General features: G+C 69.6%; 12 protein-coding genes. 8 read left to right on the top strand and 4 right to left on the bottom strand.

Features of this window, described 5'->3' with window-relative positions:
* Positions 1-86 precede the first annotated feature (86 nt).
* The gene (locus tag FB381_RS23440) at positions 87-455 is read right to left on the bottom strand and encodes a VOC family protein (protein ID WP_141782467.1); all 369 of its coding nucleotides are present in this window, start codon (positions 453-455) and stop codon (positions 87-89) included.
* Between the two features lie 113 nt (positions 456-568).
* On the opposite strand from FB381_RS23440, the gene FB381_RS23435 reads away from it, so the two are divergent.
* The 7 genes from FB381_RS23435 (at position 569) to FB381_RS23405 (ending at position 9638) form a co-directional block, all read left to right on the top strand.
* Entirely contained in the window at positions 569-1168 is a 600-nt protein-coding gene (locus FB381_RS23435; protein ID WP_211352518.1) for a TetR/AcrR family transcriptional regulator, read from the top strand.
* Positions 1165-1971, top strand: coding sequence for a TIGR03084 family metal-binding protein (locus FB381_RS23430; protein ID WP_141782466.1), 807 nt, complete (start codon positions 1165-1167; stop codon positions 1969-1971). Before FB381_RS23435 ends, FB381_RS23430 begins: the two co-directional genes overlap by 4 nt.
* Positions 1968-3740, top strand: a complete 1773-nt coding sequence (locus tag FB381_RS23425) for an acyclic terpene utilization AtuA family protein (RefSeq protein WP_141782465.1) — start codon at positions 1968-1970, stop codon at positions 3738-3740. Before FB381_RS23430 ends, FB381_RS23425 begins: the two co-directional genes overlap by 4 nt.
* Entirely contained in the window at positions 3737-4873 is a 1137-nt protein-coding gene (locus FB381_RS23420) for an acyl-CoA dehydrogenase family protein (RefSeq protein WP_141782464.1), read from the top strand. Before FB381_RS23425 ends, FB381_RS23420 begins: the two co-directional genes overlap by 4 nt.
* Positions 4870-6441: an acyl-CoA carboxylase subunit beta gene (locus tag FB381_RS23415; RefSeq protein ID WP_141782463.1), complete on the top strand. Its 1572-nt coding sequence runs from the start codon at positions 4870-4872 to the stop codon at positions 6439-6441. The genes FB381_RS23420 and FB381_RS23415 overlap by 4 nt, the downstream gene beginning before the upstream one ends.
* A gap of 144 nt (positions 6442-6585) precedes the next feature.
* On the top strand, positions 6586-8463 hold the full coding sequence (locus FB381_RS23410) for an acetyl/propionyl/methylcrotonyl-CoA carboxylase subunit alpha (protein WP_141782462.1): 1878 nt from the start codon (positions 6586-6588) through the stop codon (positions 8461-8463).
* Complete coding sequence (locus FB381_RS23405; RefSeq protein WP_141782461.1) at positions 8460-9638, top strand: acyl-CoA dehydrogenase family protein; 1179 nt, start codon at positions 8460-8462, stop codon at positions 9636-9638. The genes FB381_RS23410 and FB381_RS23405 overlap by 4 nt, the downstream gene beginning before the upstream one ends.
* Before the next feature lie 114 nt (positions 9639-9752).
* Here FB381_RS23405 and FB381_RS23400 read toward each other — a convergent pair whose 3' ends face one another.
* Both FB381_RS23400 and FB381_RS23395 read right to left on the bottom strand, forming a co-directional pair.
* The gene (locus FB381_RS23400; RefSeq protein ID WP_141782460.1) at positions 9753-10406 is read right to left on the bottom strand and encodes an RDD family protein; all 654 of its coding nucleotides are present in this window, start codon (positions 10404-10406) and stop codon (positions 9753-9755) included.
* A gap of 102 nt (positions 10407-10508) precedes the next feature.
* Positions 10509-11084, bottom strand: a complete 576-nt coding sequence (locus FB381_RS23395; RefSeq protein WP_211352517.1) for an RDD family protein — start codon at positions 11082-11084, stop codon at positions 10509-10511.
* Between the two features lie 86 nt (positions 11085-11170).
* Between FB381_RS23395 and FB381_RS23390 the strand changes: the two genes are divergently transcribed.
* Positions 11171-12337 (top strand): YihY/virulence factor BrkB family protein, encoded by a 1167-nt coding sequence (locus tag FB381_RS23390; protein WP_246088282.1) that lies wholly within the window; start codon positions 11171-11173, stop codon positions 12335-12337.
* Here the strand turns inward: FB381_RS23390 and FB381_RS23385 are convergent.
* Entirely contained in the window at positions 12334-12912 is a 579-nt protein-coding gene (locus FB381_RS23385) for a protein-L-isoaspartate O-methyltransferase family protein (RefSeq protein WP_246088281.1), read from the bottom strand. The genes FB381_RS23390 and FB381_RS23385 overlap by 4 nt on opposite strands.
* Between the last annotated feature and the right edge of the window lie 5 nt (positions 12913-12917).

The raw sequence follows: 12917 nt of genomic DNA, 5'->3' as shown, positions 1-12917 counted from the left end.
TGCCAACTCGACCTGCACGAGTGCCAACTCGACCTGCACGAGTGACCTCTCGACCTGCACGAGTGACCTCTCGGCGGAGGGATGGTTCAGGCCTGGCAGAGGCAGAAGGGGTGGCCGGCGGGGTCGAGGAACACCCGGAAGGTGGTGCCGGGCTGGTGGTCGGCCTTGGTGGCACCGAGGGCGAGCACCTGCTTCTCGCCCTCGTCGAGGTCGTCGACGTCGACGTCGAGGTGGATCTGCTGGGGAGTGTCCTGGGAGGGCCAGGTGGGTGCCTTGAAGTCGCTGACCTGCTGGAACGCGATGCTTCCTCCCTCGCCCCTGATGTCGGCCCAGGCGTCGTCCGGGTCGTCGTTGTCGACCTTCACCTCCCAGCCGAGGAGCTCGGCGTAAAAGGCCGAGAGGGCGGTGACGTCGGGGCAGTCGATGGCGAACTGTGGGTTGCGTGCGATAGCCATGAAACCGACGCTAGGCCCGGTTCCGGACGTTTGGCTTCCGCCTGACGCAGGCCGTCTCACGAATATAAAGTCAGGGTTGACTGTTTGTTTCTGGCACGGCAGAGTGCCTGTCTGTGAGTCAGGCAACCCGCGTCCCGCAAGAGGCACGCACCCGCGCGATGCGCACCCGACTGCTCGACGCCACCGTCGAGCTGCTCGCCGAGCGCGGTTTCGCCGGCACCTCCACCACGCTCGTCTCCCAGCGCGCGGGGGTCTCGCGTGGGGCGCAGCTGCACCACTTCCCGGCCAAGAACGACCTGGTCGTGGCGGCGGTCGAGCACATCACCGAGGCTCGCGGCGTGGCGCTCAAGGCTGCGGCCGGTGCGCTTCCCGACGGCGGGCGGCGTACGCGGCACGTGCTCGCCATGCTCGCGGAGCAGGTCACCTCGCCGGTCTTCGCGGCCGCCCTGGAGCTGTGGGTCGCGGCGCGCACCGACGAGCAGCTCGCCGAGGCGGTCGGGCCGCTCGAGCAGCGCATCGGCCGCGAGCTGCACCGGGCCACGATCGAGCTGCTCGAGGTCGACGAGACGAAGCCAGGCGTGCGCGAGCTCGTGCAGGCCACGCTCGATCTGGTGCGTGGCCTGGCCCTCGCCGACATCATCACCGACGACGCCGCCCGACGCGAACGGATCCTCGACCACTGGGCCGAGGTCTTGGAAAGAGAGCTGCAATGAGTCTGTTGGACCAACTTCTCGAAGATCTCTCCATGGAGGGGTTCGAGCTGCGCCAGGTGGTGGCGGGGCTGAGCGAGACGGGCTGGCACGAGCCGACGCCGGCCGAAGGCTGGAACGTCGCCGCCCAGATCGGCCATCTCGCCTGGACGGACGAGGCCGCGCTCGCTGCGACCGAGTGGCTCGGGGGTGACTCGACCGGCTGGGACGAGCTCGTCAACGAGGCGATCAAGGACCCCGAAGGATATGTCGACGAGGCCGCGCTGGCGCTCGCCGTGATGCCGCCGACCGAGCTGCTGCAGCACTGGGACGGCGTACGCGGCGAGCTGGCCGCGGCGCTCGCCGCGATCCCCGACGGGCAGAAGCTGCCCTGGTTCGGCCCGCCGATGTCACCGGCGTCGATGGCGACCGCGCGGCTCATGGAGACCTGGGCCCATGGCCTGGACGTGCGCGAGGCGCTCGGGCTGGCGTACGAGCCGACCGACCGCATCAAGCACGTGTGCCACATCGGCACCCGCACTCGTGACTTCGCCTTCGGCGTGCACGGCCTGACCCCGCCGAGCGAGCCGTTCCGCATCGAGCTCACCGCTCCTTCCGGTGACCAGTGGGAGTGGGGGCCGGAGGATGCCGCGCAGAGCGTCCGCGGCGCGGCGTACGACTTCGCGAGGGTGGTCACCCAGCGCCTCCACCGCGACGACACGACCTTGGAGGCGACCGGGGCGGATGCCGAGAAGTGGCTCTCGATCGCCCAGGCGTTCGCCGGCCCCGCCGGCGGCGGGCGCGCAGCGAAGGGAGCACAGCAGTGATCAGGATCGGCAACTGCTCCGGCTTCTACGGCGACCGGTTCTCCGCGATGCGGGAGATGCTCGAGGGCGGCCGGCTCGACGTGCTCACCGGTGACTACCTGGCCGAGCTGACGATGCTCATCCTCGGCCGGGACCAGCTCAAGGACCCGTCGGTGGGCTACGCCAAGACGTTCTTGCGCCAGCTCGCCGACGGTCTCGACCTCGCGCTTCAGCGGGAGGTGAGGATCGTCTCCAACGCCGGTGGTCTCAACCCCGCCGGCCTGGCCGCCGCCATCGATGCGCTCGGCACCGGGGCGAAGGTCGCCTACGTGGACGGCGATGATCTCAAGGGCCGTATCGACTCCCATCCCGACGCCCTGACCGCCAACGCCTACCTCGGCGCCTTCGGCATCGCGCACGCTCTCGAGGAAGGGGCCGACGTGGTCGTGACCGGCCGGGTGACCGACGCGTCGGTCGTCGTCGGGCCCGCGATCGCGCATCACGGCTGGAAACGCGACGACTACGACGAGCTCGCCGGGGCGGTCGTCGCCGGCCACGTCATCGAGTGCGGCACCCAGGCCACCGGCGGCAACTTCTCCGGGTTCATGACGATGTCGCCCCAGGCCAGGTCGCGCCCGCTCGGCTTCCCGGTCGCCGAGATCGAGGCCGACGGCTCCTCGGTCATCACCAAGCAGGACGAGACCGGTGGAGCGGTCACCGTCGACACCGTCACCGCCCAGCTGCTCTACGAGATCCAGGGCCCTCGCTACCTCGGCCCCGACGTCACCACCGACCTCACCTCGATCCGGCTCGCCGAGAGCGGCATCGACCGGGTCGCGATCTCCGGCGTCACCGGCACGCCGCCACCGGAGAAGCTCAAGGTCGCGGTCAACTCCGTCGGGGGCTACCGCAACTCGATCGAGTTCGTGCTCACCGGCCCCGACATCGACGCCAAGTCGGCGTGGCTGCGCGACCAGCTCGACGCCGAGCTCTCGATCGGACCCGACTACAGCTGGTCGACCTACCGCATCCCCGCGCCCGACTCACCGACCGAGGAGGGCGCCGCCTGCCTGCTGCGGCTCACCGCCCGCGCCGCCGACGCCGACGCGGTCGGGCGCGCCCTGACCGCGCCGGCCATCGAGCTGGCCCTCGCCTCTTACCCGGGCTTCCACGTCACCGCACCCCCGGGACGGCCGTCTCCGTTCGGGATCTACAAGGCGGCGTACGTCGGGCGCGACCGCGCTGTGGAGACGGTTCACCTCCCCGACGGCTCGACCCATGAGGTCCCGCCGCCCCTCGCCTACGGCGAGGGTGTGGGCACGCGAACCGCCGAGAAGTCACGTACGCAGGCCGAGACGTCACCCGACGCGAACCAGGTGACCTCTCGACCTGCAGAAGTGACGCCTCAGCCTGCGGGACTGACGTCTCGGCGAGAGCTGGGGGAGATCGTCTACGCGCGGTCCGGAGACAAGGGCGGTGACGCCAACCTGGGGCTGTGGGTGCCGCAGGGGCAGGTAGACGCGGCGGACGAGTGGCTGCTGGCGACCGTCACCCCCGAGTGGGTGCGAGCGCTGCTGCCCGAGGCCGAGGAGCTGGCGATCGACATCACCCCGCTGCCGCATCTGCGCGGCGTGAACATCGTCATCCACGACCTGCTCGGCGAAGGCGTGGCCGCCTCGACCCGGTTCGACCCGCAGGCGAAGGGGCTGGGCGAGTGGGCCAGGAGCCGGCTCGTCGCTCTCCCGGTCGAGTTCAAGGCCGTCGAGCTCGGCGAGGGTGGATCCCGATGACCGCCGAGGATCTCTTCCAGCTCGGCGCGGAGTTCACCCGCCGCAACGTCGCTCTCGACCTGCAGACCTGGGAGGACGCGCAGGAGATTCCGCGCGAGCTGCATCAGGCCGCCGGCAAGCAGGGCTTGCTCGGGATCGGGTTTCCCGAGGAGGTCGGCGGCGAGGGCGGTGGCCTCGCGGAGACGGTCGCGATGACCGAGGGGATGATGTCGGAAGGTGCCTCCTCCGGTCTCCTCGCAGGCCTGTTCACCCACGGCATCGCGCTGCCGCACATCGCCAAGCACGGCTCGCACCACCTCATCGACACCTACGTGAAGCCGACCCTGGCTGGCGAGAAGATCGGAAGTCTCGCGATCACCGAGCCCGACGGCGGCTCCGACGTCGCCCACCTGCGCACCACCGCGGTGCGCGACGGCGACGAGCTCGTCGTCAACGGCGCCAAGACGTTCATCACCAGCGGGGTGCGTGCCGACTTCGTCACCACCGCGGTCCGCACCGGTGGCCCGGGGGCCGGCGGGATCAGCCTGCTCGTGATCGACAAGGACACGCCTGGCTTCACGGTCACCCGCAAGCTCGAGAAGATGGGCTGGAAGTGCTCCGACACCGCGGAGCTCGCCTTCGAGGACGTACGCGTCCCGGCCGCCAACCTCGTCGGCGAGGAGAACGCGGGGTTCGTCTACATCGCCGAGGCGTTCGTGACCGAGCGGATCGCGCTGGCCGTGCAGGGTTACGGCACCGCCGCCCGCTGCCTGGCGCTCACCGCCGACTACGCGCGCCAGCGGCAGACGTTCGGTGAGCCGCTGATCAAGCGCCAGGTCGTACGCCACAAGCTCGTCGAGATGCACCGCCAGGTCGAGGTCGCCAAGGCCTACACCCAGGCCGTGGTCGCACGCTACGACCGCGAGGGGTCGAACCCGGCCACGATCGCCGAGGCGGCGCTGGCCAAACAGACAGCGGTCGAGGCCTGCAGCTGGGTCGTCGACCAGGCCGTCCAGCTTCACGGCGGGACGGGATACATGCACGGGACCGAGGTGGAGCGGCACTACCGCGACGCCCGGATCCTGCCGATCGGAGGAGGAGCCACCGAAGTGATGACGGATCTGGCGGCCAAGCTGTTGGGATACACAGGATGAGCGGCAACAGAGAGGCCCTCGTCGAGAAGATCGAGGCGCTGGACGCCGAGCATGCCAAGGCGGCGGCCGGCGGCGGCGAGAAGTACGTCAAGCGCCACAAGGCCCGCGGCAAGCTGCTCGCCCGCGAGCGGATCGAGCTGCTGCTCGACGAGGGCAGCCCGTTCCTGGAGACCCAGCCGCTGATCGGCTGGGGCAGCGACTTCCCGGTCGGCGGCTCGATCATCACCGGAATCGGTGTCGTCGAGGGCGTCGAGTGCATGATCGTCGCCAACGATCCGACGGTGAAGGGTGGCGCGCTCAACCCCTACTCCCTCAAGCGCTCCTTCCGGGCCGCCGAGATCGCCGAGAAGAACGGCCTCCCGACGATCAACCTGACCGAGTCCGGCGGCGCCGACCTGCCCACCCAGAAGGACATCTTCATCCCGGGCGGCAAGGGCTTCCGCGACCTGACCAGGTCATCGGCCCGCAAGCAGCCGACCGTCTCGGTGGTCTTCGGCAACTCCACGGCCGGTGGTGCGTACGTCCCCGGCATGAGCGACTACGTGATCATGGTCAAGGAGGGTGCGAAGGTCTTCCTGGCCGGCCCGCCGCTGGTGAAGATGGCCACCGGTGAGGACACCGACGACGAGTCCCTGGGTGGTGCCGAGATGCACTCGCGCATCTCCGGCTCCTCCGACTTCCTCGCCGTCGACGAGCACGACGCCATCCGCCAGGCGCGCCGTGTCGTCGCCCGGCTCAACTGGCGCAAGCGTGGCCCGCTCCCCAAGGAGATCTACGAGCCCGAACTCGACCCCGACGGCCTGCTCGACCTGATCCCGACCGACCTCAAGGAGCCGTTCGACCCGCGCGAGGCGATCCTGCGGATCGTCGACGGGCCGGGCGCCGACAACGGCCAGTCGTTCGACGAGTTCAAGCCGCTCTACGGTTCGAGCCTCTGCGTCGGCTGGGCGCGGCTGCACGGCTACGAGATCGGCATCCTCGCCAACGCGCGCGGGGTGCTCATGTCGGAGGAGGCGCAGAAGGCGGCGCAGTTCATCCAGCTCGCCAACCAGAAGGACACGCCGCTGCTCTTCCTGCACAACACCACCGGCTACATGGTCGGCGCGGAGTACGAGCAGGGCGGCATCATCAAGCACGGCGCCCTGATGATCAACGCGGTCTCCAACTCCACGGTGCCGCACCTGACCGTGATCATGGGCGCCTCCTACGGCGCCGGCAACTACGGCATGAACGGCCGGGCGTACGACCCGCGCTTCCTCTTCACCTGGCCGTCGGCCAAGTCGGCCGTCATGGGCCCGCAACAGCTCGCCGGCGTGATGGAGATCGTCGCCCGCGAGTCGGCGGAGAAGAAGGGCGAGGTCTTCGACGCCGACGGGTTCAAGGGCGTCAAGGAGATGGTCGAGGGGATGATCGAGGAGCAGTCGCTGCCGATGTTCCTCTCCGGCCTCGGCTACGACGACGGGGTCATCGACCCGCGCGACACCCGCACCGTGCTCGGGCTGTGCCTCTCCGCCATCGCGACGACGGAGATCGAGGGGGCGATGAACTTTGGCGTCTTCCGCATGTGACCAGCCACCGTCGGTCGAGCCGCGAGCGCTAGCGAGCGTGTCGAGACCAACACGGTCCCCTGCCGTGCTCGATCAGAACTGTGTTGGTCTCGACACGCCTCCGCCTAGCGGCTCCGGCGGCTCGACCAGCGAAAGGAAGTGCCCATGATCAATCGAATTCTTGTCGCCAACCGCGCCGAGATCGCCTCGCGCGTCTTCCGCACCGCCCGCAACCTCGGGATCGGCACCGTCGCGGTCCACTCCGACGCCGACGCGGGCCTGCCCTTCGTGGCGGAGGCCGACCATGCCGTACGCCTCCCCGGCAACACCCCGGCGGAGACCTACCTCCGTGCCGACCTCGTCATCGAGGCGGCCAAGGTGGCCGGCGCCGACGCGATCCACCCGGGCTACGGGTTCCTCTCGGAGAACGCCGACTTCGCCCGTGCGGTCGAGGCGGCCGGTCTGGTCTGGATCGGGCCCTCCCCTGCATCGATCGAGAAGATGGGCTCGAAGATCGAGGCCAAGAAGATCATGGCCACCGCCGGGGTCCCGGTGCTCGAGGCGCCGGCCTCCCCGGCCGAGTCCGACCTGCCGCTGCTGGTCAAGGCGTCCGCGGGCGGCGGTGGCCGCGGCATGCGCATCGTCCGCTCGCTGGACGCGCTCGCCGCGGAGGTCGCCACCGCCGAGGCGGAGGCCGCGTCGGCGTTCGGCGACGGCACCGTCTTCGTCGAGCCGTACGTCGAGGCCGGCCGTCACGTCGAGGTGCAGGTCGTCGGTGACGGCGCCGGCAACGTCGCCGTCTTCGGTGAGCGCGACTGCTCGCTGCAGCGGCGCCACCAGAAGGTCATCGAGGAGGCACCGGCTCCGCTGCTGCCCGATGCGGTCCGGTCTGCGCTGCACGAGGCGGCCCGCAACGCCGCGGCGGCGATCGACTACCGCGGTGCCGGCACCGTGGAGTTCCTCTACGACGCGGCCACCGAGCGGTTCTGGTTCCTGGAGATGAACACACGCCTGCAGGTCGAGCACCCGGTCACCGAGCTGGTGCACGGTGTGGATCTGGTCGAGCTGCAGATCGCGGTCGCGGAAGGCGGAGGTGTTGGTGTCGAGGCCAACACAGCCGGCCATGCGATCGAGGTGCGGCTCTACGCCGAGGATCCGTCAGCCGACTACCAGCCGCAGTCGGGGACGCTGCGCCGACTCGAGTTCTCCGGCGATGTCAGGATCGACGCCGGTTACGCCTCGGGCTCCGAGGTCAGCACGTTCTACGACGCGATGCTGGCGAAGGTGATCGTGCACGCTCCGAGCCGGCAGGCGGCGATCCGACGACTGGTCGGGGTGCTGCGTACGGCCAAGATCCACGGTCTGGTGACCAACCGCGAGCAGCTGGTCGAGCTGCTCGGATCGGAGGCGTTCCGCACCGGAGAGGTCACCACCTCTCTGCTGGACGGACGAAAGTTCGTTCGCCCGGCGGAGGACCCCGGTGCACCTGTCGCCGCCGCGATCGCACTGGCCGAACGGACCCGTCGCCCCGGCGTCCCGGTCGCCTGGCGCAACGTCACCAACCAGCCGCAGCGCACGGTGTTCGAGGACGGCGAGGACGAGATCACCGTCGAGTGGCACGGCACCCGCGACGGCTACCGGATCGACGGTGCGGAGGTCATCGCCGCAGGTCAGAGCCGGGTCGTTCTCGAGAAGGACGGTCTGCGGACCGCCTACGAGATCTCGGTCGACGGCGACCGTGTCGACGTCGACTCCGCCTCGGGGCACACCGCGCTGCGGAAGCGACCGCGGTTCGTCGACCCTGCCGACCAGGTCGCCGAGGGCAGCCTGCTGGCGCCGATGCCGGGCAGCGTCGTCTCCGTCCACGCGGAGCGCGACGAGCGCGTCACCGCAGGTCAGAAGCTGATCGTGCTGGAGGCGATGAAGATGCAGCACACCGTGACCGCGCCGACTGACGGCGTACTCACCCAGATCAACGTCACACCAGGAACCCAGGTCGCTGCCGGCGAGGTGCTGGCCGTCGTCGAGGAGGAGACAGCATGACTGCAACAGCGTCGAACGCATTCACCGAGCCCGAGGAGCGGATCGCGCTGCGCGAGGCGGTCTCGAAGCTGGCCGGGAAGTATGGCCACGACTTCGTCGCCAAGCAGGCCCGCGAAGGCGGCAAGATGACCGAGATGTGGCTCGAGATGGGCCGTCACGGCTTCCTCGGCGTCAACATCGCCGAGGAGTACGGCGGCGGTGGCGGCGGCATGGGCGACCTGGCCGCCGTGCTCGAGGAAGCCTCCTCCACCGGGGCTCCGCTGCTGATGATGGTCGTCAGCCCCGCGATCTGCGGCTCGATCATCGGCCGCTGCGGCACCGAGGAGCAGAAGAAGCGCTGGCTCCCGTCGATCGCCGACGGCTCGCTGCTCATGGCGTTCGGCATCACCGAGGCCGACGCCGGCTCCAACTCCCACAAGATCACCACCACGGCCAAGCGTGACGGCGACGAGTGGGTGCTGAGCGGCCAGAAGACCTTCATCTCCGGTGTCGACGAGGCCGACGCGGTGCTCATCGTGGCCCGCACGGAGGATGCCAAGACCGGCAAGCTCAAGCCCGCGCTCTTCGTCGTCCCGACCGACGCGCCGGGCTTCGAGAAGCAGGTCATCCCGATGGCCTGGGAGGCGCCGGAGAAGCAGTTCACCCTCTTCATCGACGACGTACGCCTCCCCGCCGACGCCCTGGTCGGCGACGAGGACGGCGGCATCTGGCAGCTCTTCGCCGGCCTCAACCCCGAGCGGATCATGGGCGCGGCGCTCTCTTGCGGCACGGCGCGCTACGCGCTCGAGAAGGCCGTCGAGTACGCCGGCACCCGCTCGGTCTGGAAGGACGCCCCGATCGGCTCCCACCAGGGGATCGCGCACCCGCTCGCGAAGGTGAAGATCGAGCTCGAGCAGGCCCGCCTGCTGTGGCAGAAGGCCGCCGCCCTCTACGACGCCGGTGACGACGCTGGTGCCGGGGAGTACGCCAACATGGCCAAGTACGCCGCGGGCGAGATCGCCTGCAACGCCACCGACGCCGCCGTCCACACCCACGGCGGCAACGGTCTGACCGTCGAGTACGGCCTGGCCAACCAGCTGGTCGCGGCTCGCCTGGGCCGGATCGCGCCGGTCAGCCGCGAGATGATCCTCAACTACATCGCGATGCACACCCTGGGGCTGCCCAAGTCCTACTGAGCACGCTGGTCGAGCCGCGAGCGCCAGCGAGCGTGTCGAGACCAACACATCAAGCGACTGTGTTGGTCTCGACACGCCTCCGCCTAGCGGCTCCGGCGGCTCGACCGACGGGTGCTACTTCTGCTTCGGCTCCACGATCACGATCGTGCTGAGGATCTTGTCGGCGAAGGTCTGGCGCTTCGCGTCCCACAGCGGCCAGAGCCAGCCGATGTAGCAGGCCAGCGAGTCGACGATGTGGACGAACTGGCGACCGATCGAGAGCCAGAGCCCGAGCACCTGGCCGTCGGCCTCCTTGACGACCTTGATGCCGAGCACGCCCTTGCCGATGGTGTAACCGGTCTTGCCCTGCTTCCAGCCCCAGTTCCAGAAGGCGAAGGCGAGCATGATCAGCGCGCCGACAAGGCTCAGGATGACTCCGACGACGACCAGGCCGGTGTTGGGGTCCTCGTAGCTGTAGCTGCCGGTCGCCGGGTCGTACTCGCTGCTGGTGCTGCCGGAGGCGATCAGGATCCCGTAGCCGATCCAGTAGACGATGCCGGAGACCATGATCAGCAGGTAGTCGAGCAGCCAGGCGCCCAGGCGCATGCCCCAGTGGGCGAGCGGCGGGGTCGCTGCCGCGCCATAGCCGCCGGGTGCGGCGCCGTAGCCGGCCGGCGGGGTGCCGTAACCGGCCGGCGGGGTGCCGTAACCGGGCGGAGGAGGCGGAGGCATGGGCTGCTGGCCGGAGGGATCCTGCGGGGCGCCGGGAGGAGGTCCGTAGTTGGACATCTGGGTTCTACTCGCTTTCAGCGTCAAACTTTTACGTTACCGAGGTTGTTGCCGCGAGTATGGCCACAATCCGACCCGAATGTCGGCGCACACGCCTAGCCCTTACGACTTCGCTTCGACGACCAGCGTTCCGACGAGCTTGTCGGCGAAGGTCTGCCGCTTCTCGTCCCACAGCGGCCACAGGTAGCCGACCATGCAGAATCCGTCGAGCACATGGAGCACCTGGCGCAGCAGCGTGACCGGCACGCCGACGGTGCCGTCGGTCCTGCCGTCGACCGTCGCGGCGGCGTCCTTGGGCACCAGCTTGATGCCGACGACGCGCTTGCCGATCGTGCGGCCGGTGCGCCCCTGCTTGATCAGGTAGTTCCAGACCGCGAAGGCGACGACCCCGACCCAGCCGACCAGGGTGACCAGCAGACCGAAGGCGGTGACGAAGAAGCCGGACTCCTGCGCCAGCCCGCCGCCCACGCCTGCGACCAGGTAGAACGGCAGCAGCAGGGCCGCGTCGATGAGCGCACCGCCGGCCCGGAGACCCCAGTGGGCCAGCGCCGGCCCCGTCGGGGCGTACGCCTGCTGCTGCCACGGCGGCGTGCCGGGGGGAGGGCCGGGAGGAGAGCCGGGCGGAGGCCCGGGAGGCATGCCTGGGGGTGGGCCGGCCGGAGGGCCGAAGTTCGACATCTGGTGGGTCATCTCCTCGAGATCGCGGTCCTGCTGACCTGGCCGAACTTCAATCTACCGGGTGGGGCAGGCGTAGCCTGACGCCTATGGCTGAAGCGGCGAGGGCAATCGACCGGGCGCAGCGCCGGTTCTCGCCGGCGGCGTTCCCGATCGCGGTGCTCTACAAGTTCTACGAGGACCAGGGCAACAACCTCGCCGCGATCATCACCTACTACGCCTTCGTCGCGATCTTCCCGATCCTGCTGCTCGCCTCCTCGATCCTCGGGTTCGTGCTCGAGGGCAACCCGAGGCTGCAGGAGACCGTGCTCAACACCGCGCTGGCGCAGTTTCCGATCATCGGGGACCAGCTCGGGCGCAAGGAGCTGACGGGATCGACCAGCGCGATCGTCGTCGGTGGTGTGGCTGCGCTCTACGGTGCGCTGGGCCTCGGGCTCGCCCTGCAGAACGCGGTCAACACCGCCTGGTCGGTGCCGCGCAACAGCCGCCCCAACCCGATCCTGCTACGGGTGCGGTCGCTGTTCATGCTCGCGGTCGGTGGCCTGGCCATCATCAGCGTGTCCACCCTTTCTCTGGTGCTGAGCCACACCGAGTTCTTCGGGTTCAAGGCGGTCGACATCGGCTACTGGCTGGTCATCCTCGGCACCGTCGTGATCGTCACCGGCATGCTCTGCGTGGTGTTCCGGATGGCGACCACCCGTGACCACTCGCTCGCTCACGCCCTGCCCGGCGCGCTCACGTTCGCGCTCCTGTGGCAGGTGCTGCAGTACTTCGGCGCCGAGTTCGTCCAGCACGTGCTGGGCGCGACCCGAGGCATGAACCAGACCTTCGCGCTGGTCCTGGGGCTGGTCGGTTTCCTCTACATCGCCGCGCTGATGGTGGTGATCTCGATCGAGGTCAACGTCGTCTCCTCCCGTCGGCTGTGGCCGCGTGCGCTGCTGACCCTCTTCACCGACGACGTCGACCTGACCGAGGCCGACCGCCGGGCCTACGCCAGCTATGCACTCATGCAACGTCACAAGGGATTCGAGACGGTGGCGGTCAGCTTCGACGGCCGCGACGGCAACACCCACGAGATCGTGATGGACCCGTCGTGGCTGAAGAAGACCGCGCGTCGCATCCGGCGCCGCGACGAGTTCAGCCGGCCGTTGGCGCCGACCAAGCCCCCGCCCCCAGTGCCGCCGGGGCAGCTGCGCTCGGTGCCGCATCCCGACGAGGACGAGGGCCGCAGCGGCTCGCGTCGTACGGGCGCCTAGCTCGGTCGCAGCGGCACGAACCGATACCACCCGTGCTCGCTGAGCCGTGTCTTCCCGGTCGCGGAACGTTCGACCAGGGTCATCAGCCCAGCGACCGGCAGGACCATCCGTCCGGGTGCGGCGAGCTGCGCCACCAGCTCGCTCGGCATCGCCTCGGCCTCGGCGGAGACGAGGATCCGGTCGTACGCAGCCTCCCGAGGCCATCCGAGCACGCCGGGCTCCGCCTGCTCGATGCGCGACCACGCCTGACCGGTCGCCGCCAGGTTGCGGCGACCGAACTCGACGAGGTCAGGCTCCAGCTCGACCCCGACCACGCTGCCCTCCGGGCCGGTGAGGTGGGCGAGCAGCGCTGTGGTCCAGCCCGACCCGGAGCCGACGTCGAGCACCGTGTCGCCCGGGGTGACGTCGAGGAGGTGGAGCATGTCGGCGACCGTCCGCGGCTGCGAGTTGGTCTGTCCGTGGCTGATGGGCAGCGGCTCGTCGAAGCGTGCGAACCCACGCTCCCCGGGTGGGAGGAAGCCCTCCCGGGGCACGGCGGAGAATGCGTCGAGGACGGGGTCCACACGTCCAGTCAAGCACC

Source organism: Nocardioides albertanoniae, from assembly GCF_006716315.1.
GTDB classification, from domain to species: Bacteria; Actinomycetota; Actinomycetes; order Propionibacteriales; family Nocardioidaceae; genus Nocardioides; species Nocardioides albertanoniae.
Note: the sequence above shows the minus strand (reverse complement) of the source record. Positions and strands in the feature narration are given on the sequence as shown.

Bases quoted from the DNA above. Each gene is read 5' to 3' on its own strand.
- FB381_RS23415 (WP_141782463.1), top strand. From the start codon at position 4,870: ATGAGCGGCAACAGAGAGGCCCTCGTCGAGAAGATCGAGGCGCTGGAC.
- FB381_RS23405 (WP_141782461.1), top strand. From the start codon at position 8,460: ATGACTGCAACAGCGTCGAACGCATTCACCGAGCCCGAGGAGCGGATC.
- FB381_RS23400 (WP_141782460.1), bottom strand. From the start codon at position 10,406: ATGTCCAACTACGGACCTCCTCCCGGCGCCCCGCAGGATCCCTCCGGC.
- FB381_RS23440 (WP_141782467.1), bottom strand. From the start codon at position 455: ATGGCTATCGCACGCAACCCACAGTTCGCCATCGACTGCCCCGACGTC.
- FB381_RS23390 (WP_246088282.1), top strand. From the start codon at position 11,171: ATGGCTGAAGCGGCGAGGGCAATCGACCGGGCGCAGCGCCGGTTCTCG.
- FB381_RS23430 (WP_141782466.1), top strand. From the start codon at position 1,165: ATGAGTCTGTTGGACCAACTTCTCGAAGATCTCTCCATGGAGGGGTTC.
- FB381_RS23420 (WP_141782464.1), top strand. From the start codon at position 3,737: ATGACCGCCGAGGATCTCTTCCAGCTCGGCGCGGAGTTCACCCGCCGC.
- FB381_RS23395 (WP_211352517.1), bottom strand. From the start codon at position 11,084: ATGTCGAACTTCGGCCCTCCGGCCGGCCCACCCCCAGGCATGCCTCCC.
- FB381_RS23410 (WP_141782462.1), top strand. From the start codon at position 6,586: ATGATCAATCGAATTCTTGTCGCCAACCGCGCCGAGATCGCCTCGCGC.